The organism is Exiguobacterium sp. s168 (genome assembly GCF_018619035.1).
Taxonomy (GTDB): Bacteria; Bacillota; Bacilli; order Exiguobacteriales; family Exiguobacteriaceae; genus Exiguobacterium_A; species Exiguobacterium_A acetylicum.
Genome location: NZ_JACSNE010000002.1, coordinates 187,584 through 212,242 on the forward strand (window position 1 = coordinate 187,584; position 24,659 = coordinate 212,242).

Here is a 24,659-nt window from a genome sequence, read left to right on the forward strand (position 1 = left end):
AGTCGGTTGCTTCAATCGGCGGCATTGGTCAGACCAATTACCCCTTATTATAACAAATCTTATTACCTAGTACTAGTTTGAGCGGGGGACATTTTTCAGGACGACATGATCCTCGCCAAACCGAATACGTAGCCGAGCTAGTAATTCCTCATCATGCTGCACTGCATAAAGCGGCGGTAACGATTTCGTCTCACGTGAATCCGCGTAGCGGACGACGACTGGAATATCGCCTGGTGCCGCTTCAAGCAATTGTTCGAGTGCGGCCAGCTCATTTTTTGATGTTAACTTGACGAATAGCACATCTTGTCCAAGCGGACGGAGACGTTCCAAAATGAACTGACGCTCCCCTTCGCGATCCTGCACCTTTAGTTCAATCAATAAGACGTTCCCTAAATAAAGTGATCGACGGAATCGTTCATATTGATTCGGGAAGACGACGACCTCTTCATTCGAATACCCGTCGACTGCCTGAATGACCGCCATCGTTTGACCGCGTTTCGTCTTGAACTCTCGAATCTGATCAATATAACAGACTAAATAATGTGTTTCCGAACCGACGCTAAGGTCATGAAAATAAGCAGATTCAACCGGAGCTTTCATTGCTGTCGTCAACGGCGAATACGTCAACCAGAATCCAAGCGCTTCCCGTTCTAATCGCGCCCAGTCGGAATCACTTCGTTTCGATGACTTCTGTGCCCGGCGTTTCCCGAGAATTGCCAACTCGTCTGGAAGTAATGTATTCGATGACTCGGTGAAATACTCGAGCACCTGTTGTTCGGCGAGTCCTCGATCGCCGTGCGTCGCTCGGTCTAGCGCACCACTGTATAGTAACAATTCAATTTTTGCGCGCTCCTTTTTGCCCCATCCAACATGGGTCAATAGATCAGCAATCGTCGCAGTGTGCTTCGATGCTTCCTTTACACGCTCGAACTCTCGCTCGGAAATACCTTTAATCACATGGATACCGAGTCGAATCCCTTTACCTTCTAATGAAGAACGATAATCGGAAATCCAGACATCCGGTGATAGGACAGGGAGACGTCGTTCGCGCATCAATCGGACGAGACGCTCCGGCTGTTCGACCGAGACGAGCAAGAAAATGTGCGGGAAATGCGCTTTGATGTACACGAGGGCATAACTAATCTTTGAATAGGCGACCGCATGGCTTCGGTTGAATCCATACCCAGCGAATCGCTCAATTTGTTCATAGAGTGATTGTGCGATCGCATCATCGAATCCATTCGATTTTGCTCCTTCGAGAAAACGAACCCGTTCCTGTTCGAGCGAATCCGTACTTTTTTTAGAAATCGCACGTCGTAATAAATCTGCTTGCGCGAGTGTAAATCCAGCTACTCGACGGGTGATTTCCATGACTTGTTCCTGATAGACGATGATGCCATACGTTGGTGCAAGTACGTCTTCTAATACGGGATGCAACATCTGATAAGGTTGACCAGCTTTTCGTTTCGCGTACAGATCAATGAATTTCATTGGTCCCGGACGATAGAGTGACATCGTTGCCACCAAATCTTCGAACCGATTCGGTTTGACTTCGCGTAACGTCTGTTTCATACCTGTCGACTCGAATTGGAAAATATCATCCGTCTCGGCGCGGGCAAAGACTTGGAATGTCGCGCGGTCTTCTTCCGGAATTTGCGTGAGCGTAAAGGATGGCTGTTCTCGTCGAATCAATTCTTCCATCCGACGCAAACGACTGAGATTTCGTAATCCTAACAAGTCAATTTTCAACAATCCTTGACGTTCCAATGCCTGCATCAAAAACTGCGTCACATACCGTTCATTTGGTCCCGTTTCAACGGGTGTCGTCTCGACGAGCTGTTCAGATCCAATGACGACACCAGCCGCGTGAACCGAACGTTGTCGCGGGAGACCCTCGACCGCTTGCGCCAGTTGCAATAGTTGCCGGCGCTTTTCGCTTCCAGAGAACCAGCGATATGTCTGCTTATTTTGTTCGATCCCTTGTAACGTCGTTGATTTTCCAAGCTGTTTGACTGCAGCATCTAACTCATCCTTCGAAAACTCTAGCGTCCGTCCGACGTCTCGCAGAGCGGCTTTGGCACCGAGCGTCGACAATGTACCGATTTGAGCAACATGGTCTTTTCCGTAACGCATCACGAGATCCTCTAATACTTCTTCGCGTCGTTCATCTTCGATATCGATATCGATATCCGGCATGGAAATCCGCTCGGGGTTCAAGAATCGTTCGAATAGTAATCCATATTTCAATGGATCCACCGTCGTGATCCCAAGCGCATAGCTGACAAGTGATCCAGCTGCTGAGCCTCGACCAGGTCCAACGAAGATGCCTTTCGCTTTTGCACTACGTACGAGTTCTTCAACGATTAAGAAGTAATCAGCAAATCCCGTCTTATCGATGACTGATAGTTCATAAGCGAGACGTTCCCGCGCTTCGTTACTTTCATGACCATGTGCCAGTAACCCTTCCTCAGCACGTTTCCGTAATAACGCATTCGAGTCTTCCGCGATACGTGGCAGTGGACGTTGTTGAAACGGTAATTCCAAGCGTTCAGATGTCGTAGCAAACTGCTCCGCCATCGTAATTTCTCGCTCGGTAAAGTCTTCGAGTAACTCTTCCCGGGTCTTTAAATGCATCAGACGATCTGTCTTTTGGTCTTGGAACGTCGTCGCCTCACCAATCGCACGTATTGCTTGATACGCTGGCGCTTCATCTCGACGAATGTAACGAACAGGATCGACTGGGATGGTCTCAACACCAAGCGCTGCTGCTACTTCGCGGTAACGCGCACGACTCTCTCGTTCGACCGTTGAGCGACTAGAGGTCACGCCCATATATGTACGCGCTCCTTGAACGTGTCCCATCCATTGAACGAAGGAACGACGTAGACGCGTCGCATCTTCAGAGGCTTGACGCAGTGGCACGAGCACCGCGATCAGTGATGAAACTTCAGTCTCCCCTTGTTGACTGGCTAGTCGATACAGTTGACGCAGTCCATCAGAAGAAAAAGCAAACCATAAGATACAAAATTCTTCTTCTTCGATTCGCTGCTCCCATCCGACGATTGGTTGCATATTTCGACGCTGACATGCATCGATGAATGCGGGAACTCCTGTCAATGTCGTTTCACAGATGACCGCTCGTCCGATGTGTCGACGGACTAGTTCATCGAGATAGGGCTCGATTCGAACTAAACTCTGCAATGGACTAAACTGCGTTCGAACATTTATATGCATCTTCCATTCTCCTTTCTCTTCTGATGGATGTTTTTAAAAGTTTTCAGAACATTCATATCTAACTGACTCAAGTACTCGCCATCTGATTTATTATTCGATACAATAAGTATAGAAATATCATGACGGGTACGGAAGGAGCGTTTCTCATGATTTTGAATCGCAGTCAAATCGCACGTGAAAAAGTCGAACAATTAAAGCTCGGTGTTACCGCTTTTACTGAAACGGAAGAAATCGCTGAGAAGATTCGCAAATCTGTCGCTGAACTTCAACTGAATGTCATTGAAGATCACACAGATCGTGGCGTTTGGTTCATTCCGCAAGACGAAACAAAAACGCAATAAGCGTAAAAAGGCTGTTCGCTTCGCTTCCTCAATGAGAGGAGTGAGACCGAGCAGCCTTTTTCCATTTAAAACTGGAAGTTAGCAGCGACCTCGTCCAGACGACGGATGACACGTTCGACCTCACTCAACTGTCCAATCGTTGCACCAGACGCCATCGGATGTCCACCACCATTGAATTCTTTTGCTACTTCATTGATGACGGGACCCTTCGAACGAATCCGGACGCGAACCTCCGTGTCCGTTTCAAGGAACAATGCCCAACACTTCATGCCTTTTAAACCGGCAAAACTATTGACGAGCAACGATGCTTGCTCAACCGTCGCCCCAAACTGCTTCAACGTATCTTGTGTCAATACGACATAACCGACACCTTGATCCGTCAATTGAATATGTTGAAGGACATATCCTTGTAAATGAAGCGCTGCAAGTTCTGTTTCGTACATATTGCGATACAACCAGTCCGTATCGATTCCTGCATCAATCAATTGCGCTGCGACTTCAAATGTTCGTTTCGTCGTGCCACGGAATTGGAAACGTCCTGTGTCACCGACGATCCCAGCGTAGAATTGAATGGCAGCTGATGTTGGAATCTCGTATCCCCATTCGTTCAATAAATGAACGAGCAATTCCGATGTCGAACTCATCGTCGTATCGACGAGTTGCACTGGTGCGTATGGATCTTCATCCGGATGATGGTCGATTTTAATGACGTCTTTTCCTGTCATCGCAACCTTCCCGTCAATCCGCGCTTGATTCGCTGTATCCAGAATCACGACTAACGCCTCTTTGTATAATTCATCGTCTACTTGATCGAGCTCTCCCATGAATGACAATGATGTCGCCATCTCTCCGGCCGTTAATACCGTTTTGCTAGGGAATTGATGTTGTAACGTCAATTGCAAACCGAATTGACTACCGAGTGCATCGGGATCTGGACGTTCATGACGATGAATGATGATCGTATCTGCCGCTTCAATCATTTGTTTGATTTGCTCTTTCACTGTGCACAGCTCCTCTAATCTTGATATGATATGAGATGAAGACAAAAAGGAGGTCCTTTTAACATGCAATTCATCCTCATCGCCCTCATCGTTTTCTCGCTTGGTGGGTATTTGTTAGCAAAACGCCGCGCGTTCCATACGAAAAGCACGAACCGAAAATACTTGTTCAATACGCAAGCGAGCATTTGGTTGAGCTTGTTCGTCATCCTATTCGCCGTCAACCAGTTCGTTTCCGGAAACGGATTAACGACACTCGTCGGGAAAATCGTTTGTTCCATTTTAATCATCGTCGGCGTTGCTTCATTCATCGCCGGATTCATCCGTTACAAAAAGATTTATCCGTATGTCGTCCGCGAGATGGAGCAATCCTGAGCTAGATTCAGAGGAACCGAAGTCCATTGACTTCGGTTCTTTTTGATTCATTTAACGATCGATGAGTTGGGATGTCACGAGTGCCTTCGCAACGATTTGTGTGCCTTGATACATCTCGACATCGACTTTCCCGAATTTTCGACCGACGTCAAAGACATTCGCCCGGATCGTTACCGTGCTCTCGATTTGAACAGGTTTAATGAAATAGATGCTGACGTTCTCGATGACAAGGTCACCTTTTTTCATATGGCGCAACATTCGCGTCGCTCCTTCGACTAGAAGCGTCGTCAACACCCCACTCGAAGCAGTCCCCATGAAGTTCGTCATTTGCGGCGAGACCTCAAGCGATAAGTACGGTCCCCGTTCGTCCTCTGCCGCCTTGATCTGTCCTGTAATTAGATCGTCGAACGTCTCTCCGACTTGTGGCTGACGATTCGCGAGTTGCAGTGCCTTGAGGACGTCTTGACGGCTAATGATCCCGAGCAATCGACCGTACTGGTCGATGACCGGTAACATCTCGATTCCTTCCCAGACCATCTGATGCGCAGAATTTGTGACACTCGTTCGAATACCGACCGTGATCGGGTGACGGGTCATGACTTTTTCAACAGCCCAATCATGCGGACGGTCAATGATGTCCTTCGCTGTCACGACACCGACGACCTTCATTTGTTCATCGATGACGGGATAACGGTTGTGTTTCGTCTGCTCATTCAACTCGTGCCAGCGTGAAATCGGATCCGTCGTCTGTAAATAGAACGTATCATGCAACGGAATTAAAATATCCGAAACGAGTAAAATCTCCTTTTTGATCAATCGATCATAAATCGCACGGTTGATCATGGTCGCAACCGTGAACGTATCGTAGGACGTCGAAATGATCGGCAACTCCATCTCATCCGCTAATCGTTTTGCATCCTCCGTCGTATCAAAGCCACCGGTAATCAATACAGCAGCTCCTGCTTCAAGCACGAGTTCATGTGCTTTTTCGCGGTTTCCGATGATGACGAGACTATCGACATCGATATAGCGCATCATGGCTTCGAGCTTCATTGCGCCAATGACGAATTTCGTCAGCGTCTTGTGTAATCCATTTCGACCACCGAGCACCTGACCGTCAACGATGTTCACGACTTCCGCGAATGTCAGCTTCTCGATATTTTCTTTTTGTTTCTTTTTAATCCGAATCGTTCCGACTCGCTCAATCGTCGAGACGAACCCTAAATTTTCTGCTTCCTTGATGGCGCGATAAGCCGTCCCCTCGGATACGGTCAAATCCTTCGCGATTTGTCGGACGGAAATCTTTGTTCCGACATCAAGATCTTCGATATGTCGAATGATCTGTTCGTGTTTCGTAGGCATACTGTATCCCTTCTTTTCCTTTTTTCTACTCTCCTGTCATTATACTGTACTACTCTAAAGATGAAAACGTGTACTAGTCTGATTTACGATAAATGTTTTTCGAACCGGACGATGATATACTTATGTAGAAAATGAGTAGAGAGGTGGAATCATATATGAGCGAACGTACGAACCAAATCAGTGAATTCCTGAAAGAACAAGGAATCGACTTAGCCGTCGTCACTTCGAAGGCAAATGTCTTTTATTTCTCAGGAGTCTACGCTGAACCCCACGAACGTGTCATGGCGGTCCTCGTCGATGTAACCGGCAAACATGTATTATTCTGTCCGGCACTCGAAGCAAGTATCGTTGCAGCGAGTCCTTGGGAAGGAGACGTCGTGACGTATGAGGATCACGAAAACCCGTTTGATCGATTAGCAGAATTATTCGCGACATTCGAGCACTCGAATAACCGAATCGGTATCGAAGGGGAACACATGACGTTCAGTCGCTATCAGGAACTAAGCTCACGTCTCGAGAACGCAGCCATTCTTGATATCGGTGAGTCTTTACAAGCGCTTCGTCTGAAGAAAACACCGGAAGAAATCGCTATTCTTCAAGAAGCAGCCGCACTTGCGGACGAAGCAATCGAAATCGGTAAACAAGCGATCCGCCCAGGGATCACGGAAATCGAAGTCATTGCAGAAATCGAATATGAAATGAAGAAAAAAGGTGTCCGTGAGATGTCATTTGATACGCTTGTCCTATTTGGTGCAAACAGTGCTGATCCGCACGGTGTACCCGGCGACCGTGTCATCCAAGAAGGCGATTTCGTCTTATTCGATCTCGGCGTCGTTTGGAAAGGCTACTGTTCCGATATTACACGGACCTTCATTTATGGCGAAGCGAACGAAGAACAGAAAAAGATCTATGAAACGGTTCGCCAAGCACTTGAAGCCGCGACAGAAGCGAGTCAGATCGGCACGACACTCGGTTCATTAGATAAGGCAGCCCGTGACGTTATTACAAACGCTGGCTACGGACAGTACTTCACGCACCGTGTCGGTCACGGACTCGGAATCGAGGTTCATGAATTCCCGTCTCTCGCGTCAAACAATCTACTGACGGCTGAAGCTGGTATCGTCTACACACTCGAACCAGGCATTTATGTTCCAGGTGTCGGTGGCGTCCGCATCGAAGATGATATTCATCTCACTGCGGAAGGTCCAGTTGCGTTAACTCGCACACCAAAACATCTTCAATCCATTCCGTCATCTTAACTCAAGACAAATGAAGCTGACTCAACAGTCAGTCTCTAAAAAATAAGGGTGGCAGAATGATAATCTGCCACCCTTATCTCGTAGATGACGCGTCACACGCCACTCCTACAGGAAAAGCGCATTTATGCGCTGTCAGAGACGAACAAGACCCGCTTTCCTGCTTAAATGAAGCAGGAAAACTGGCTGGTGTCTCGCCTGAGGAAAGGGCGTGAAAAGACGCGTCATTCTTTTTTTGAGTCAACCTCATTTTCTCTTACTTACGGGATTGATGGACGACATTGACGCCACCAGTCACATCGAGGATTGCTCCCGTGATCATACTTGATTCTTCTGCCAACAAGAAGGAGATCGCGCGAGCGATATCTTCTCCGACACCCGTTCTTCCGACCGGCGTCGCCTCATCTTGCTCCGCTTCAGAAATTTGCTTCGTCTTATTGTCACCAACGATGTTTCCCGGGTTGACCATGTTGACCGTGATGCCGTGTTCCGCTTCTTCAAGCGCTACACTCTTCGTCAAACTCACCATCCCGCTTTTAGCAGCAGCGAACGCCGCCCGGCATACCCATCCTGGCGCTGTTGCACTCTCCGGGAAACCGTACGTAATGATTCGACCGTAGGCTTGCTTACGCATGACAGGCAATACTTGACGCAACAGCCAAAAACTAGCTGTCAGATTTCCGGTGATCACTTCATCCCATTCCTGATCGGTGTAATCCACTAACGCTTTTCGTTCAAATATATAAGGTCCTGCATTAAGTATCAACGCATCAATCCGACCTTGCTCATTGATTGCTTGTTGGGTTGCGCGTTCCAATTCTTCTTGATTCGTCACATCTGCTTGAATCGTTATGAGATTCGGATGTGTAAATTCGGGTTCGGAACGATGAAACGCTGTCACTTTCCAACCTTCTTCCAGCAACTGGCGTGTCACTCGTTCTCCCAGTCCTTTTGTACCTGCTGTAATTAACGCGTGCCTCATCTTGGCATCGCCCCCTTTCACTGACTCCATCTTACGACGGAACGGAAAGGAAGAACAATTTTTAGAACTCACTGAATGTTTCGTCCGCTCCCAGTAAGAGAATGGTATAATTAGGGTGTACTCATCATATCGATTACGAAGGGATGGATTCATCATGGCAATCGTCTATCATAATGTACTCGTAGCAGTAGATGGCTCAAAAGAGGCAGAACGTGCCTTCGAGACGGCAATCGATGTTTCATTGCGAAATGATGCAAAATTGATCATCGCACATGTCATTGATACACGGACATTCGCGACAGTAGAAGCCTATGACCGCACCATTACGGAGCGTGCCGAATCTTACGCGAAGGAATTGCTAGACGAATACGTCAAGACTGCTCAAGATCGCGGTGTACAGGAAGTCGAAGTAGCGATTGAATACGGTTCACCTAAAGTAACAATCGCTAAAAAACTTGCCCCTAATCACGATGCCGATTTAATCATCTGTGGCGCAACTGGTTTAAACGCTGTCGAGCGTTTCTTCATCGGTAGTGTCTCTGAAAGCATTACGCGTTACGCAAAATGCGACGTCTTGATCGTCCGTTTATGAATCACTCTTCTACAAAAAGCCTTTCTTCCTTCATTTCAAAGGAAGAAAGGCTTTTTGACGACCTATTTAAATAAAAAAACCATCGAACCAATGTCCGATGGTTTAAAATCATTTGTATTTTACTGTAACCGTACGACGACCCCAGTTGAATGCTTCTGAACGAGAGTAGTAAAGGATATCCATCTTCTTCCCTTTAATGGCACCGCCAGTATCAGCAGCTGTATACGTCCCTTTTAATTTCCCCTTGTAATACACTTTCACTGTCGAACGAAGTGGAATGACACGTGGATCAACCGCTACGACTTTCTTTTTCGAGCTTTTGATGTTCCAACCGATTGCTGTCAGATTACCACTACCTGGATCATACGGTGTGTAGGCTGTTGCGCTTACGTTCGTGATTGTTTTCCAACCACCTGTCGATTGTTTTTTCGAACTGCTTGACGTCACGACTTTCGAGTAGCTTGCGCTAAGGTAAGCTGTTTTACCTTTGTAACTTACTTTATACCAGTTACCTGTTTTTGCTTTGTACGATAACGTTTGGTTCTTATATAGAAGACCGAGCTTTTTCGAAGAAGTAGTAGCTTTCTGACGAATGACTAGGCTATCGACTGTTGACTTGACGCTTTTCTTAGTTGCAGCCTCTGCTTGAAGACCTGCAAACGAACTGAGTGCTAACACGACCGTTAAAACACTTGCGAGCATCCGTTTCATCATGTATTTTCTCCTCCATCATTGTTTCGTGTTTGTTAACTGAGATTAATATACATGACAAAACGATGGAGTGCCGTTACATATAGACCACAAAAATATGTCTGTACTATTACTTTTATGTTACAAACGACTCATTTTTTTAAGAAATCGACCTTTTTTGGGTTTATTTTTACAAAGATGACGATTCATTTTTCGTTATATGACAAACAACGTAACAATAGATCGTACGTTTGTATATTTTTTTCGTAGATTTCATCAAAAAAAGGACTGAATCGTTGGAATAACGACTCAGTCCTTTTGAAACGATTATGCGTTTTGAGCAACTAATCCACCAACACGAACTGTATCGCGTGCGATCATCAATTCTTCATTCGTTGGAATGATAATGACTTTGACTGGTGAGTGTGGGTAGTTAATGAAGAGTTCTTCTCCATGAGCTCCATTGTTGAGTGATGGATCCCAGTAAACGCCCATGAATTCGAGACCACGTAGGACACGCTCACGGATTGAATCTGAGTTTTCCCCAACACCAGCTGTGAAGATAATGGCATCAACACCATTCATCTCAGCAGCATATTGCCCGATGTATCCGTGGATACGGTTCGCGAAGATACGGAGTGCCATCTCTGAACGGTGGTTTCCTTCCTTCGCAGCCGTTTGGACGTCACGCAAGTCACTTGAAAGACCTGAGAGTCCGTAGATTCCAGACTCTTTGTTCATGACGTTCAAGACTTCTTCCGCTGTTTTCCCTGTTTTCTCCATCAAGAATGGAATCAAAGCTGGGTCGAGTGAACCAGAACGTGTTCCCATCGTGATCCCTTCAAGTGGTGTGAAGCCCATCGTCGTATCGATTGATTCGCCACCCGAAACTGCTGCGATTGATGCTCCGCTACCTAAGTGACATGAGATCAAACGAAGGTCTTTTAATGGACGACCGAGTAATTCAGATGCACGTTCCGTAACATATTTGTGGCTCGTACCGTGGAAACCATATTTACGGATACCGTATTCTGTGTAGTAATCATACGGTAAGCTGTAAAGGAAGTTTTCTTCTGGCATCGTTTGATGGAACGCCGTATCGAAGACCGCCACTTGCGGCACTTCCGGAAGCAATGCTTGGAATGCCCGGATTCCGATCAAGTTTGGTGGAATGTGAAGTGGTCCGAGTTCTGTATACGACTCGATATCTTGCATGACTTCATCCGTGATCAATACAGAGTCTGCATATTTTTCTTTACCATGAAGAACACGATGTCCGACACCTTTAATCTCATCGTAAGACGAGATGATTCCGAACTCCATTAATTTTTCGAGTGATAACTCGACTGCTTCTTTATGTGTTGCAAGCGGGAGGACATCTGTATACTTTTGTCCTTCACCATATTTAATCGTAAAGATTGCATCGTCTTTACCGACACGTTCAACGAGTCCGACTGCAATCATCGTTTCGTTCGGCATTTCGAGCAATTGGAACTTCAAAGACGAACTACCTGCGTTTACCGCCATAATTTTTGCCATGATTTTTCCCCTTTTCCATTTGAATCCAATGAACATTCACATCTGTTTAGGTTTTCTTCTATTTCTGTTCTACAACTAGAATAGTCAAATTAACGACAGATTTCAATCACTTTGCGTAATTCATTTTAATTCTGTGTTAATCCATTCATCAATCTGTTTCACCATACCACCAAACGCACGGGCATCTGTGAAAGATGGTAGTTCAGCAAGTAACGCTTGTTTTGGCATCTTCATACCGGCTAAATGATTACGGACGATCAAATAACTTTTTGCTGCCTGTTCTTGTTTGAACATGGTTAACGGCAATTGTAAAATGCCGATGACGTGCGCTTTTGATTCAAAGTACTGTTTCAACTTGCCTTCCGTATCATGCTGGAACAAACCGTTCGGAATGACAAAAACACCGAACCCACCTGGTTTGACGTATTGCATCGCTTGTTCGATCAATAAGAAATGACTATAGCTCATACCCTCATCTCGTTTCAAGATGTAAGAAGCAGCAGCCTCTTCATCCGGATAATAACCGACTGGGAGATCAGCCATCGCAAGATCAACTGGATCTAGCAACAAAGGTCGTAACGCATCTTGATGCGTATACGTAACAGGGTAGTCGAGTAATTCCGTTACCGCTGCCGATAAACGAATTAACGTCTCATCTACCTCAACTGCTTCAGCAGATGTGCCCGTCGAAAGCTGACTCAAGACAGCGTGTAACATACCACCTGTTCCACTTCCTAATTCAAGTAGTCGGATGTCCTCCTTACCTACCAATTTCCCGATTAGATAACCAGCAAACAAAGCGACGCTGTCTGGCGTCGGCAAATGGTTCGGTTGCGCTTGTTTCATCCCTTCTAAAATAGCAAGCGATACTGCCTTTCGAATGACCTCTTTATCTACATTTTCAGTATGGCGATCGTTCAACCGGTCAATCACAGTCGTCAACGCTTCTAGGTAAGGCATATCAAGATCACGTTCGATTTGTTTTGTTTGACGTGTTAATTCCTTATATAACTTTTCTAACGGCTCCATGTACGTCATCCTCTCCAAAACGAAACGGCCCCCCGTAGAGCGGGAGCCGTTTCTATCATTAGTTCCATTGTAACGCTTCATCGTCGTTTGTAAACCATTCTTACTTCGCTTCACGTGCTGCAGCGAGTGCTGCTTCGAAATTTACCTCATCCGTTGATTCTTCGAGGTATTCGACATACGTGATTTCGTTGTTCGAATCTAAGACGAAGACAGAGCGAGCAAGCAGACGTAATTCTTCGATTGCCACGCCGTACTGTGTACCGAATGAAAGATCACGGTGATCAGACAATGTCACGACTTGATCAAGACCACTTGACGCACACCAACGACGTTGCGCGAACGGAAGGTCGTTTGAGATCGTCATGACCGTCACACCTTCGATTTTAGCTGCTTCTTCGTTAAATTTACGAGTCTGCGCATCGCATACCCCTGTATCGATTGATGGGACGACACTGATGATTCGAACACCTTGGTATGTATCACGTGTTACGGGCGATAAGTCGTTAGCTAACACTTGAAAGTCCGGTGCTGTTTGTCCGACTTGAACCGCTGTACCTTGAAGTGTGATTGGATTTCCTTTAAACGTTGCCATATGAATTCCCCTTTTCCCCTGATTGGATATACTGTATTTTCTATTTAACTATAGGAATGATCTGCGAAGATGGCAAGTATTCTGCCATAATTGATGGACTTCAGTACCCGTCTTTCCAAAAAACAGGTATAATAAAAGAGTTCATGAAACGCTTTCAAGGGGGAATTGACCATGGCTCGAAATAATGTCTACCTGTACTACCGAAATACACAAAGACACGAGACGCAGGTGCGAAAGTTGATTGATGTCGGTACACGATACGGACTGAACGTCGTCCAAGATCACCGACAAGCAAACATCATCGTCTCGATTGGTGGAGATGGGGCTTTCTTGCAAGCGGCACGCTTCACAGGTTTCCGTGATGATGCGATCTATGTCGGATTCGCTGAAGGACCAAACTCGTTCTACTGTGATTTTGATATCAATGATCTTTCTGCGGTCGAAGCGATCTTTAAAGAGACAGGCAACCGTGTCTCGGATGGTGAAATCGAAGTACGTCGTTATCCACTGCTCGAAGCATCCATCAACGGTGGACCACCGATGCTCTGTCTGAACGAATGTTCCGTGAAGTCGAGCATCATCAAATCACTCGCGATCGAAGTCTATATCGACGACTTCCTGTTTGAGACATTCCGCGGGGATGGAATGGTCATCTCAACACCGACGGGCTCTACGGCTTATAACAAGTCACTCTCTGGTGCGATCGTCGATCCATTGATTCACTGTCTTCAAGTCAGCGAAATTGCTTCCGTCAACAACAACCGGTACCGGACACTCGGTTCTGCTTTCCTACTGAACCGTGGACGGAAACTTTCGTTACGCATCATCGAAGACGGAAACGACTATCCGATCATCGGGATGGATAACGAAGCACTCAGTCTCACACGAACAGATTCAGTCGATATCCAACTTTCTGAAAAAGAACTGAAAACCGTCAAATTGACGAACAATACATTTTGGCATAAGATTCAACGCTCGTTCTTATGACCATAAAAAAATCTGCCTCCTCGGGGGCAGATTTTTTTATTGCGTCTTCCGTTACGTCACCCTTTATACTCCAATCAAAGGAGGTCCACAAATGATGTATTCCACTCAGGAAATCGCCAAACTGACCGGCGTCACAAAACGAACACTCTATCATTATGAGACGATCGGTCTCCTCGTGCCAAAGCGTACCGATGCCGGTCACCGATATTATAGCAGTGAGGATCTTTTACGTTTACAACAAATCCTGCTCTATCGCTCTCTTGACTTCCCACTGTCAGAAATCCAAAGATTACTCACGCAATCTGATTCCAATCATCATACGACACTGAAAAAGCAGATCGTACTCCTTCAAGAAAAAGCTTCGCATTATCAAATGCTCGCTCGACTCGCTGAACAGACATTACTCACTTTAAAAGGAGGACTCCCTATGAAAGACGAACAATTATTCCGTGGTTTACGGCATGATGAGATCGTTACGCATGAAAAGCAACATGCAGATGAAGTCCAAAAACACTACGGCGACACCGACGCCTATCGAATCAGTGCAAAAAGACAACAACAACGTACTCCGAATGAGAAAGAACAACTGAGCACCATGCACAAACAGCTCGATCAGCGCTTGACGGTCTTTTACCGTGACGGGCGCATGACTACGGATCCAGACGTTCAACAAGTCGTCAAAGATCAACATGACTTCATCGATACGTACTATTACCCATGCGCATTATCTCTCTTTGCCTCACTCGGTCAGATGTATGTGTCTGACGAACGATTCCGTGCCTATTACGATGCGTATGCCCCTGGACTATCCACGTTCTATTCGGAAGCTATTTCACACTATGCGCAAACATCACACTAACGCGGCTTCCGCCTGATAAACGGTTTTTCCAGCTTGGACCGTCTCGACCAAACGGTTATTTAAGATCGCTTCCCCACGCAGGCGATAGAAGTCTTCTTCAAAGATGACGAAGTCGGCATCATAGCCAGGTAAGAGCAATCCTTTTCGACCATGTGTTTCCGTCGCGAGATGTGGATTTTTCGTAAAGAGCAATAAGGCTTCAAACATCGATAACGTCTCGTTCGTTTTATTGACACGCCCTGCCGTTCCTTCGGTTGCTGCATAAAGCGACCGTCGGACATCGGGGTCAGAGATCGGCGCATCTGCTCCGCCGCACAATAATGCGCCGGTCTCAGCTAACGAACGTAAGCGATAACTCCAGTCTAAGCGGTTCAACCCGAGTCGATCGACGATGAAATCGGCGTCATCCAGTAAAAAGACCGGTTGGACGTCAATCAAGACCGGTAACTTCCGAATTCGCGCAAGCGTTTCTGGTCGGACGACCGTCGCATGAATGATGCGATCTCGTTTCCCTTTTGGCGCAGGATACTTCTCGAGCACCTGTACGAACCGCTCGATCGCTAAATCCCCGATGACGTGTGCCGCGACTGTGAACCCGTAACTACGTGCACGTTTGACGAGTTGCTCGAGTTGTTCTGGCGTATGCACTTCAATACCACGTGTCGTCGGATCATCGGAATAACCACGACCGAGAAGAGCTGTTCGTCCTCCGAGAGCGCCGTCGACGAACAGTTTCATCGCACCAATTGACATCGTTGACGGTAAAGTAGGTTGTTGTTGCACGAACTCATCAATGACAAGATGATGCACGAGCAAATGCGTATGGAAGCCTGTCTCTTGCGTCACTTCCTTATAGGCTTGCAAGATGTCCGCGACATCACCGTGATACGACAAGTCTTCTGTGTGTGCCGCAATGATGCCGTATTGGTATAAATTCTTAATCGCTGACCGGAGGGACGATTTATTCCGCTCCAAGTTTCCAGCTTGTAACGCATATAAAGGTTCAAGCGCCGCATCGTACAAGAATCCGTCAGCTTCACCATTATCCGATATACCGACCTTTCCACCTTCGATGACAGTCGACGCTTTATATCCGAGCTGTTGGAACAAGACATCGTTGACAAGTGCTGTATGCCGGTCTGTTCGTTTCAACAAGGCAGGTGCATCAGGGAACAACTGATTGAGCCATGCTTTCGTCGGTGCACGATCAAGCTTCGTTTCGTCATAGCCTTCTGCCACATGGATCCCATTGACTGGTTCCGCCTTGAGAAAAGCTTGCCCTAACGCTTCAAGCGTCATATAGCGCGAGGCATCGACACGATTGATCGCTTCCCCGTAACCGATCAGATGAATATGCGCATCCGTAAAGGCTGGATATACAGCTTTTCCGTTCAAGTCGTGAATTTGATCAATACGTCTACCGAAACGGCGGCGTAGCTTTCCTTCCTCTCCCATCGCGATGATCCGCGTCTTCTCGACGAACATCGCTGAATGGACATCCTCTTCGTGTGCCATCGTTCGAATCAATCCGTTTACGTATAGTGTTCCCATTCCACTCACTCCTCTTTTTACAAAAATAGGGTGACCATGACGGTCACCCTGAATTGTCGATCCTGATTTAAACGTGCAATGTTTCTTCTGGTGCACACGACCGTTTAATACGTTCGATCGCGGCCGGATCGTATTCATTTAGGACACGTTCCGCTAAGACAATCGTTCGTTCATAGTCTCCCGCTAAGAACTTCGTTTCCGCGATCGTCAGCGACATATGTATCTCGTTGTCGTGGCGACGGTACCGGTTCGCATACTGGACGAGCCGTTCGGCATACGTGACTTCGAACACTAATGTATCTAACCGTTCTTGCACATGTTTAAACGTTTCTTGGACGTCTTGACTTTGTGCGACGATCGATCGAACGTTAAACGGTAACTCTTCGAGCCGTGTTTCAAGCGTCTGCAGTGAACGATTCGCATTTCGGAGCGCTTCTTCCACCTCAGCCGGTAAGTTCGGTAATCCGAGTCGTTTCAGACGGAGACGTGTCTGCGACAGCTGATGACGCCATTCGACGATTCGTTCGCGAACTTCCGTCTCTTCTTTTCGAAGTGCCTGGAGTTCGACCGTAAAGCGTTCGTACTGAATCATCAACTGTTCTTCGAGGCGAATCGCATCGCGCATCTGATCTTCGAGCATACTGAACGGAATGATTTTTCCGGCAATCGACTCATCGAGATCTTTTGCAGCTTCAAACAGTAGCTCTTCGTCACGCTGGATCGTCTCATAATGAATCCCTAAATCTGCTGAGATTTCATATTTTTCACGTAAGATGCTGAATTCTTGTGCCAATTGATGAATCCGTTCACGCATCCGTAGCGCTTTTTGTTTCAAGAATTGATTTTCTTTTTTCACTTGATGACGCGCATCGACCTCACGACGGAATGTATCATACATTTGATCAACATCGGCCGATAACTGTTGAATCGCCTCTTCCAGCCCGTCGACTTCTAGCATTTCGATTTTCTCAGAGAGGCTCAGACGTTGTTCCTCGAACCGTTTGATCTCGGATTGGAGACCGAGTGGTTCAAGTGGGTACCCATCTAACGACATCTCCTTATAGCCCGCTCCAAGCTGATCAATCCGTTGACGCAATTCATGAGCGAGAATCTTCCATTGTTTCGGTACGAGTTCGACGAGTTGACGCGTCGTTGCTACTTCTTGCTCGAGTAACAAGCTTGTTTCATACGCCTTCGTCACTTCACCTGAAGCTTCGTACTGACACATCTCATTCCAGTGCGCGTCGATCTGTTCACTTCGTTCTTCCAGACGCGCAAGCGCCGGACCGAATGAATTCGCTTGAATCAATAATGATTTCCGAACTTGCCCTGAATCGGCTTCCCCTTGCGCTTTCAGTTCGGCTAGAACCGATTGATTCGTTTTGAACGTCGACATCTCGACGAGCATTTCATCGATCAATCCTTCGAGTTCCGCAATCAATTGTTCCGTTACTTCGAGGTCATTCTTGACGGCGATGAACCGATATTTATCGAGCGCTTCCTCCGCCCGGTAAAGGGTCTCATCGATTTGGGCGACGTGGACCGTTAATAACTCTTCCCACGCTTGATGCCAGGAGCTGAACTTCGTCTCCGTCTCACCCGCCATCGGTAGTTGCTTTAAGTCCTGCAACTCCTTTGGAATCGATGCACTGACGATGCCTTGTTTGCGCATATCAAGTTCATCGATTTTCGCGTAGTATTTTTTTCGACTGATCATGCTAAATAGCATGACGAGTAATACGATGACGATGACTCCGATCACCCATGCCCACATTTGTCACGACCTCCACTCTGTCCTACGACTTTAGATTTTCTCTAAATCGCAATAATCTTATCCTTATAATAGTATAGCGCAACCGTTTTGCATAGATTTACAAGGGCTTTTCCTGATTTCTTCCGCTGTTTTGAATCCTTTTTCCAAAAATCAATTGTTTGTCAGCTACGCAAAAACTCGTTAAACTAAAAAAAATACGCTTTTCATGGGAGGAATTTTTATTATGTTCGAAACAAAGACATATGAAGGTGACCGGACGAAACAATATGACATGCTCTCAAAACAACTTGATGCGTTATTAACGGGAGAAGACAATCAAGTTGCGAACTTATCGAATGCGAGCGCGTTGCTCAACCAGTTCCTCGACCGTATCAACTGGGTCGGCTTCTATTTGACGGATACGGAGCAAAACCAACTCGTCCTCGGACCATTCCAAGGACTTCCAGCATGTGTCCGTATTCCATTCGGTCGTGGTGTCTGCGGAACATCTGCAGCAGAGCAAACGACACAACGAATCGAAGATGTGCATCAGTTCCCAGGTCACATCGCATGTGACGCGGCTTCGAATTCAGAAATCGTCATTCCACTCGTCAAAGACGGACAAACGATCGGTGTCCTCGATATCGACAGCCCAGAATTCAATCGTTTTGACGAAGTCGATCAAGCTGGTCTAGAAGCATTCTGTACGACTCTGCTTCGCCATCTGTAATTCTGATTGACAGTCGATTGTCCACACCGTATACTTGTAAAAGTGCAGAAATGATAACGATAGCGGTCAAATCGCTTACGTATCACATTTCATGACTCGGTGAATAACCGGAGGGGCATCGTGTAACTTTGCTATCAAGCGAGGGTGCCACATCATGAAATGGGCGTAATGTGGGTTTGATGGCGTTATTATTTTTATGCAAATAATAACGAACAATAAGGAGGAGTCTTATTATGGCTCGCTATACAGGTCCAGCTTGGAAACTCTCACGTCGTCTCGGTATCTCACTTACTGAAACAGGAAAAGAAATCGCAAAACGCCCTTACGCACCAGGTCAACACGGTAACAGCCGTCGTAAAGTATCTGAGTACGGTCTTCAACTTCAAGCGAAGCAAACACTTCGTCACATGTACGGAGTAAACGAACGCCAATTCAACCGTATCTTCAACGATGCTGGCAAAATGCCTGGTATCCACGGTGAGAACTTCATGTTCTTACTCGAAGCACGTCTTGATAACGTCGTTTACCGTATGGGTATGGCTCGTACACGTCGTGCTGCTCGTCAGCTCGTCAACCACGGTCACATCCAAGTTGATGGACAACGCGTTGATATCCCATCATTCCGCGTGAAACCAGGTCAAACGATCTCAGTTCGCGAAAAATCGAAGAACTTTGTCGTTATCAAAGAAGCACTCGAAGTTGCTCCAGCAACTAAAGACTTCGTTACTTTCGATGCTGAGAAGCTCGAAGGAACATTCGTCCGTCTTCCAGAGCGTTCTGAATTGAACGATCAAATCCAAGAACAACTCGTCGTCGAGTACTACTCACGTTAATCGATTGTTCCAGCACTCACTTCGGTGGGTGCTTTTTTTATACCTATGACTAAAATGTATACCTGGTCTTAAAAAAAGAGTGACGTCATTTACCTGTTTGTGTTAACCTTTAAATATACATAGTTAACACAAACAGAAAAGAGGACTTCATTAATGAAAACAAGAGATTTAACATTCATTGCCCTTGGTGCTGCCATCATCGCAGCCGTCAGTTCTTTGCCACAGATTCAACTTGTCGGTGCCGTTCCGATCACGCTTCAGATGCTCGCGATCATGACGGTCAGCGCAATCCTTGGTGGCAAACGTGGCGGACTCGCTGTCTTGATTTTCTTATTACTCGCAGCAGCTGGTCTACCGGTGCTTGGCGGAAAAGGTGGACTTGCTCCATTCGTCGGACCAACCGTTGGGTACTTGATTGCCTTTCCGATTGCCGGTTTCTTCATCGGTCTTGTTGCAGAAAAAACGCGCCGCTTCGTTCCTCTCTTCATCGGGATGATCGTCTTCGGACTTGGGTTAGTTTACCTGCTTGGCACATTCGGTCTAATGGCTGTACTCGATCTATCGTTCAAAGATGCTTTTGCGATTAACTATCCGTTTGTCCTATGGGATACAATCAAAGCTGTCATCGCTACGACGATTGCCGTTCGTTTGTTACCACTCCGTTTATTCCGGACAGCTTAAAAAAACGCTCTCTGCATCTAAGTGCAGGGAGCGTTTCGTATATCATCAAGCATGCTCGACGACGAAGTATTTTTTCTTTCCGCGACGTACGATCGTAAAGCGACCGATTGCATCAGCTTCCGTGATTTCTTTCGTTAAATCTTGCTCGCGTTCTCCGTTCAGGTAGATCGCACCGTTTGTTACGTCTTCACGTGCTTGACGTTTTGACGGACTGATCTTCGCCTCAACGAGAACGTCGACGAGGTTTGTCGCTTCACCGAGTGTAAAGCGTGGCATTCCTTTGAACGCATCTTCGATATCTTCGACTTGCAACGATTTAATATCTCCACTAAAGAGTGCCGTCGTAATACGTTGCGCTTGTGTCAGCCCTTCTTCACCATGGACGAGAACGGTCATCTCTTCTGCGAGACGACGTTGCGCGACACGCTTCTCTGGTGCTGCCTTGACTTCTTCTGCAAGCGCGTCGAGTTCTTCGTGCGTTAAGAACGTGAAGTATTTCAAGAACTTGATGACGTCAAGATCGTCAACGTTGAACCAGAATTGGTAGAACTCGTACGGTGACGTTTTGTCAGCGTCTAACCAAACCGCACCACCTGCTGTCTTACCGAACTTTTGACCGTCTGCTTTTGTAACGAGCGGTACCGTCAAACCGAATGCTTTTTCTTCATGACCGGCACGACGAATCAATTCCATCCCTGCTGTGATGTTCCCCCACTGGTCACTTCCTCCGACTTGAAGGCGGCATCCTTTGTCTTCGTAAAGTTTCAAGAAGTCAAACGATTGAAGTAACATGTATGAGAACTCAGTGAACGAGATTCCGTTTTGAAGTCGTGAGTCAACAGAGTCTTTCGCAAGCATGTAGCTGACCGGGAAGTGTTTTCCGATATCACGCAAGAAATCGATGATCGTCAAGTCTTTCGTCCAATCCAAGTTATTGGCGATCGTGACCGGGTTCTCTCCTTCAAGCGGTAAGAAACGCGACAGTTGATCTTTAATCCGGTTTGCAAATTCTTCAACGATATCCGATGTGTTCAATGAACGTTCCGTTGCGCGACCACTCGGGTCTCCAATCATTCCCGTCGCCCCACCGACGAGACCTACGACATGGTGACCTGCTTGTTGGAATCGTTTCAAGACTAAGATTGGCAACAAGTGTCCGATATGCAACGAATCCGCTGTTGGATCAAAGCCTGTGTAAAGCGTCGTTGGTGTCTCGAGTAATGTCTTAAGTCCTTCTTCATCCGTCATTTGGTTAATTAAACCGCGAAATTCTAAATCCTCTAATAACGTCATTGTGTCTCCTCCTAAAGTTCACTTTTAACAATAAAAAACCGTCCCTTCGTCTAAGACGAAGGGACGGAAGATTCCGTGGTACCACCCTGATTGCCCTTTACATAAAAGGACCACTTGGTTCGTTGATAACGGAACGGACCGCTTGATTTCTCAAGAAACTCCCGGAAGCGTAATTCGTAAGTTCACTGTGTCCTAGTTCGCAGCACCACTAGGTCTCTGTCACAGGGAGTGACTTACTACTGTATTCCGATCACTGTTTAACGTAATATATGAAAATAAGATGGTTTCATGATACGTCGAAGGCGAATCCGCTGTCAAGTCCGATTTCACTGGTGGATTTATGGTATAATACGTCTATCTGTGATTTAATATTAATTTACACCTAAGTTTAAGATGCAAAGGAGATCATTTATGCGCGAGAACTGGTTCAAGTTTTGGAATCACCCCCGGACGAAAGCCGTTCGGCACTGGTCGAATATCACATACGATGTTTCGTGGAACATCATTTTATTCCTCATCATAGCAGTCCTTCTCATCGGCAGCTTCTCTGTCGGAGCGGCTGGAGGATATTTCGCTTCCCTCGTCAAAGATACGAAAGCACCACCTTTGACTGAGATGAAACAAGAAGTGAACAGTTATGCGGTAACAAGTCAAATTTATTGGGGAAGTGGCGAAAAACTGACGAACATCTCAACGGATGAAGAACGTCAGCCGGTTGATATCAAGAATATCTCCCCTTATTTAATTGATGCGCTTCTATCAACGGAAGACGTAGATTTTTATCAACATGATGGAGTCGTTCCAAAAGCGACTTTACGAGCAGTCTTACAAGAATTGACGAATTCAGCGTCACGCACCGGCGGAAGTACGCTGACACAACAATTAATTAAAAACCAAATCCTGACGAACGAAGTTTCATTCGAACGGAAAGCAAAAGAGATCATCTTAGCGCTCCGCCTTGAAAATGCGATGTCAAAAGATGAAATTTTACAGGCATATTTGAATGTCGTCTCATTCGGACGAAATTCACTCGGGCGTAACATCGCTGGTATCGAAGCTGCCTCCCAAGGGGTCTTCAACAAATCAGCGAAAAAACTGACGTTACCACAAGCAGCTTTCCTCGCTGGTATTCCGAAAAACCCTTACTACTACACACCTTATCTACAGGGCGGTGTCGTCAAAAAGGACTTGACGCCAAGTGTCAATCGGATGAAGACCGTGTTGAAGCGAATGTATGTCGCAAAAAACATTACGAAAGAACAATATGAAAAAGCAATCAAACACGACATCACGAAAGACTTCGCGAAACAGTCGAAACGTTCGCGTGACACGTATCCGTATGTCTATGATTTAGCAGAACGTGAAGCGACGAAGATCATGACGAAGTACTTGATGAAACAAGATGGTGTGAAAGAAGAAGAAGTCAAACCGTCTGAACTGGCAGAAGTCCGGGCAAACTATCAAGATCAAGCACTGGTTGCACTCCGTCAAGGTGGATACAAAGTTCATATGACGCTAGATAAAAAAATTCATGAATCGATGCAACAACCTGCGAAGAACAACGGGAACTTCCCTGGCGGCATGCAGTACAAACAAGTCGTGGATCCAAAAACGAAAAAAACCGTTTCGAAACAAGATCCAGAAGAGACAGCTGCGGTCATGGTTCAGAATGAGACGGGTCGTATTCTCGGATTCGTTGGTGGACGTTACCTTGATGGAAAAGCCGATGATTTCAACCGAGCATTCCAAGCGAAACGTCAAATCGGGTCAACGGCAAAACCAATTCTCGTCTATTCGAACGGGATTGAAAATCGTTTAATCACTCCGGCATCTACCGTCAATGATGAAGAGTACTACTATCAGACCGTACCACGTCAACCAGGCGATCGTCCGATCAAGAACGAAGGTGGACGTTATCGTGGAAACGTGACGGTTCGTACAGCACTTGAACTCTCATTGAACGTACCTGCCGTTAAGATTTACGAGAAGATGAACATGTCGAACTCGATTCAAAAACTCGTCGATATGGGTGTTGAAGTACCGGATGCGATTCGTTATGCCCCTTCAGCAGCACTCGGAACGATGGAGATCACACCTGTCGAACTTGCCGGTGCTTACGCGACACTCGCCAACTATGGTGAATTCGTGCAACCATACGTCATTTCGAAAATCACGAAAGACGGAAAAGATATCTATAAAGCAAAACCGAAGAAAAAACGAATTTATGAACCACGAACAGCTTACCTGACGCTTGATATGATGCGTGGCGTCTTCTCAAAAGGTACAGCAACGTTTGCAAAAAGTCGATTAAACGTTCCTGGAGATTGGGCTGGTAAGACAGGTACGACGAACGATGTTAAAGACTCTTACCTTGTCGGTTCCACTCCTGGTGTAACGCTTGCCGTTTGGACAGGACACGATCAGAACAACTCGCTCATCGGTCCAACGACGTATTACCAACGAACACAAACGCTGTGGTCACAAATGGCGAATGCGACGTATGCCGCGAACAGTAGCTACTTCAAATCCGGTGCCCGCTTCACGCAACCATCTTCTGTAACAGCAAACGACTTTAAAAACAGTGGTCGCTTCAAAGAAGAAGATAAGAAGAAAAAAGCGGAAGAAGCAAAGAAAAAAGCCGAAGCGAAGAAAAAGAAAGAAGCAGAAGAAAAGAAAAAAGAAGCGGACGCACAGAAGAAAGAAGAGCAACAAAAAGAACAAGATCAGGCTAAAGAAAAAGCTGAAGCTGATGCCAAGAAAAAAGCAGCCGACGACGCAAAACGTGCTGCCGACGCAAAAGCAAAAGCCGAAGCAGAGGCAAAAAAGAAAGCGGAAGCGGACGCTAAGCAAAAAGAAGCTGATGCTAAGAAGAAAGAAGCAGAGGCAAAGAAACAACAAGAACAACAGAAGAAACAAGATGAAAAGAAAAACGATGCTGCTTCTGAAAACTAACAAAAAGGATGAATCACCTGTCACGGTGAT

General features: G+C 46.3%; 21 protein-coding genes and 1 other annotated feature. Of the genes, 10 read left to right on the forward strand and 11 right to left on the reverse strand.

Annotation, left to right across the window (positions count from 1 at the left end):
* Positions 1–72 precede the first annotated feature (72 nt).
* Positions 73–3,234, reverse strand: coding sequence for a DNA polymerase III subunit alpha (dnaE, locus tag KNQ15_RS02355; RefSeq protein ID WP_214727541.1), 3,162 nt, complete (start codon positions 3,232–3,234; stop codon positions 73–75).
* 146 nt (positions 3,235–3,380) lie between these two features.
* On the opposite strand from dnaE, the gene KNQ15_RS02360 reads away from it, so the two are divergent.
* On the forward strand, positions 3,381–3,575 hold the full coding sequence (locus KNQ15_RS02360; RefSeq protein ID WP_023469043.1) for a YtzJ family protein: 195 nt from the start codon (positions 3,381–3,383) through the stop codon (positions 3,573–3,575).
* A gap of 65 nt (positions 3,576–3,640) precedes the next feature.
* Here the strand turns inward: KNQ15_RS02360 and KNQ15_RS02365 are convergent, their stop codons facing one another.
* On the reverse strand, positions 3,641–4,576 hold the full coding sequence (locus KNQ15_RS02365; RefSeq protein ID WP_035396547.1) for a DHH family phosphoesterase: 936 nt from the start codon (positions 4,574–4,576) through the stop codon (positions 3,641–3,643).
* A gap of 63 nt (positions 4,577–4,639) precedes the next feature.
* On the opposite strand from KNQ15_RS02365, the gene KNQ15_RS02370 reads away from it, so the two are divergent.
* A complete protein-coding gene (locus KNQ15_RS02370; RefSeq protein WP_023469045.1) occupies positions 4,640–4,948 on the forward strand; it encodes a YtpI family protein in 309 nt (102 codons plus the stop codon).
* 51 nt (positions 4,949–4,999) lie between these two features.
* On the opposite strand, the gene KNQ15_RS02375 is transcribed toward KNQ15_RS02370, so the two are convergent.
* A complete protein-coding gene (locus tag KNQ15_RS02375; protein WP_023469046.1) occupies positions 5,000–6,310 on the reverse strand; it encodes a DRTGG domain-containing protein in 1,311 nt (436 codons plus the stop codon).
* Positions 6,311–6,465: 155 nt separating this feature from the next.
* Between KNQ15_RS02375 and KNQ15_RS02380 the strand changes: the two genes are divergently transcribed.
* Entirely contained in the window at positions 6,466–7,569 is a 1,104-nt protein-coding gene (locus KNQ15_RS02380; RefSeq protein WP_149427715.1) for a M24 family metallopeptidase, read from the forward strand.
* A 253-nt stretch (positions 7,570–7,822) separates the two neighbouring features.
* Here KNQ15_RS02380 and KNQ15_RS02385 read toward each other — a convergent pair whose 3' ends face one another.
* Positions 7,823–8,548, reverse strand: a complete 726-nt coding sequence (locus KNQ15_RS02385; RefSeq protein WP_214727543.1) for an SDR family oxidoreductase — start codon at positions 8,546–8,548, stop codon at positions 7,823–7,825.
* Between the two features lie 154 nt (positions 8,549–8,702).
* Here KNQ15_RS02385 and KNQ15_RS02390 point away from each other — a divergent pair, with 154 nt between their 5' ends.
* Positions 8,703–9,140 (forward strand): universal stress protein, encoded by a 438-nt coding sequence (locus KNQ15_RS02390; protein ID WP_029342342.1) that lies wholly within the window; start codon positions 8,703–8,705, stop codon positions 9,138–9,140.
* 108 nt (positions 9,141–9,248) lie between these two features.
* On the opposite strand, the gene KNQ15_RS02395 is transcribed toward KNQ15_RS02390, so the two are convergent.
* From KNQ15_RS02395 to tpx, 4 genes are all read right to left on the reverse strand, one after another.
* On the reverse strand, positions 9,249–9,854 hold the full coding sequence (locus KNQ15_RS02395; protein WP_050678579.1) for a 3D domain-containing protein: 606 nt from the start codon (positions 9,852–9,854) through the stop codon (positions 9,249–9,251).
* A gap of 303 nt (positions 9,855–10,157) precedes the next feature.
* A complete protein-coding gene (locus KNQ15_RS02400; RefSeq protein WP_035406240.1) occupies positions 10,158–11,369 on the reverse strand; it encodes an acetate kinase in 1,212 nt (403 codons plus the stop codon).
* A 120-nt stretch (positions 11,370–11,489) separates the two neighbouring features.
* Positions 11,490–12,398 (reverse strand): class I SAM-dependent methyltransferase, encoded by a 909-nt coding sequence (locus KNQ15_RS02405; RefSeq protein WP_023469052.1) that lies wholly within the window; start codon positions 12,396–12,398, stop codon positions 11,490–11,492.
* Between the two features lie 100 nt (positions 12,399–12,498).
* On the reverse strand, positions 12,499–12,996 hold the full coding sequence (tpx, locus tag KNQ15_RS02410) for a thiol peroxidase (RefSeq protein WP_155960139.1): 498 nt from the start codon (positions 12,994–12,996) through the stop codon (positions 12,499–12,501).
* Positions 12,997–13,161: 165 nt separating this feature from the next.
* On the opposite strand from tpx, the gene KNQ15_RS02415 reads away from it, so the two are divergent.
* On the forward strand, positions 13,162–13,977 hold the full coding sequence (locus tag KNQ15_RS02415; RefSeq protein WP_023469054.1) for an NAD kinase: 816 nt from the start codon (positions 13,162–13,164) through the stop codon (positions 13,975–13,977).
* 91 nt (positions 13,978–14,068) lie between these two features.
* Positions 14,069–14,836 carry a MerR family transcriptional regulator gene (locus KNQ15_RS02420; RefSeq protein ID WP_214727550.1) on the forward strand — a complete coding sequence of 256 codons (768 nt, stop codon included), beginning with the start codon at positions 14,069–14,071 and terminating at the stop codon, positions 14,834–14,836.
* On the opposite strand, the gene KNQ15_RS02425 is transcribed toward KNQ15_RS02420, so the two are convergent.
* Both KNQ15_RS02425 and ezrA read right to left on the reverse strand, forming a co-directional pair.
* The gene (locus KNQ15_RS02425) at positions 14,828–16,387 is read right to left on the reverse strand and encodes an amidohydrolase (RefSeq protein ID WP_214727558.1); all 1,560 of its coding nucleotides are present in this window, start codon (positions 16,385–16,387) and stop codon (positions 14,828–14,830) included. The two genes, KNQ15_RS02420 and KNQ15_RS02425, sit on opposite strands and share 9 nt — an antisense overlap.
* A 67-nt stretch (positions 16,388–16,454) precedes the next feature.
* Positions 16,455–18,161, reverse strand: a complete 1,707-nt coding sequence (gene ezrA, locus KNQ15_RS02430) for a septation ring formation regulator EzrA (RefSeq protein ID WP_047393521.1) — start codon at positions 18,159–18,161, stop codon at positions 16,455–16,457.
* Positions 18,162–18,384: 223 nt separating this feature from the next.
* Here ezrA and KNQ15_RS02435 point away from each other — a divergent pair, with 223 nt between their 5' ends.
* The 3 genes from KNQ15_RS02435 (at position 18,385) to KNQ15_RS02445 (ending at position 20,384) form a co-directional block, all read left to right on the forward strand.
* Entirely contained in the window at positions 18,385–18,870 is a 486-nt protein-coding gene (locus KNQ15_RS02435) for a GAF domain-containing protein (RefSeq protein WP_214727560.1), read from the forward strand.
* A gap of 233 nt (positions 18,871–19,103) precedes the next feature.
* Entirely contained in the window at positions 19,104–19,703 is a 600-nt protein-coding gene (rpsD, locus tag KNQ15_RS02440) for a 30S ribosomal protein S4 (protein ID WP_023469059.1), read from the forward strand.
* Positions 19,704–19,856: 153 nt separating this feature from the next.
* Complete coding sequence (locus tag KNQ15_RS02445; RefSeq protein ID WP_023469060.1) at positions 19,857–20,384, forward strand: biotin transporter BioY; 528 nt, start codon at positions 19,857–19,859, stop codon at positions 20,382–20,384.
* A gap of 45 nt (positions 20,385–20,429) precedes the next feature.
* On the opposite strand, the gene tyrS is transcribed toward KNQ15_RS02445, so the two are convergent.
* Positions 20,430–21,677, reverse strand: coding sequence for a tyrosine--tRNA ligase (gene tyrS / locus KNQ15_RS02450; RefSeq protein WP_029342350.1), 1,248 nt, complete (start codon positions 21,675–21,677; stop codon positions 20,430–20,432).
* A gap of 56 nt (positions 21,678–21,733) precedes the next feature.
* Positions 21,734–21,940, reverse strand: a binding site (T-box leader).
* 148 nt (positions 21,941–22,088) lie between these two features.
* Here tyrS and KNQ15_RS02455 point away from each other — a divergent pair.
* On the forward strand, positions 22,089–24,629 hold the full coding sequence (locus tag KNQ15_RS02455; protein WP_214727562.1) for a transglycosylase domain-containing protein: 2,541 nt from the start codon (positions 22,089–22,091) through the stop codon (positions 24,627–24,629).
* Positions 24,630–24,659 lie beyond the last annotated feature (30 nt).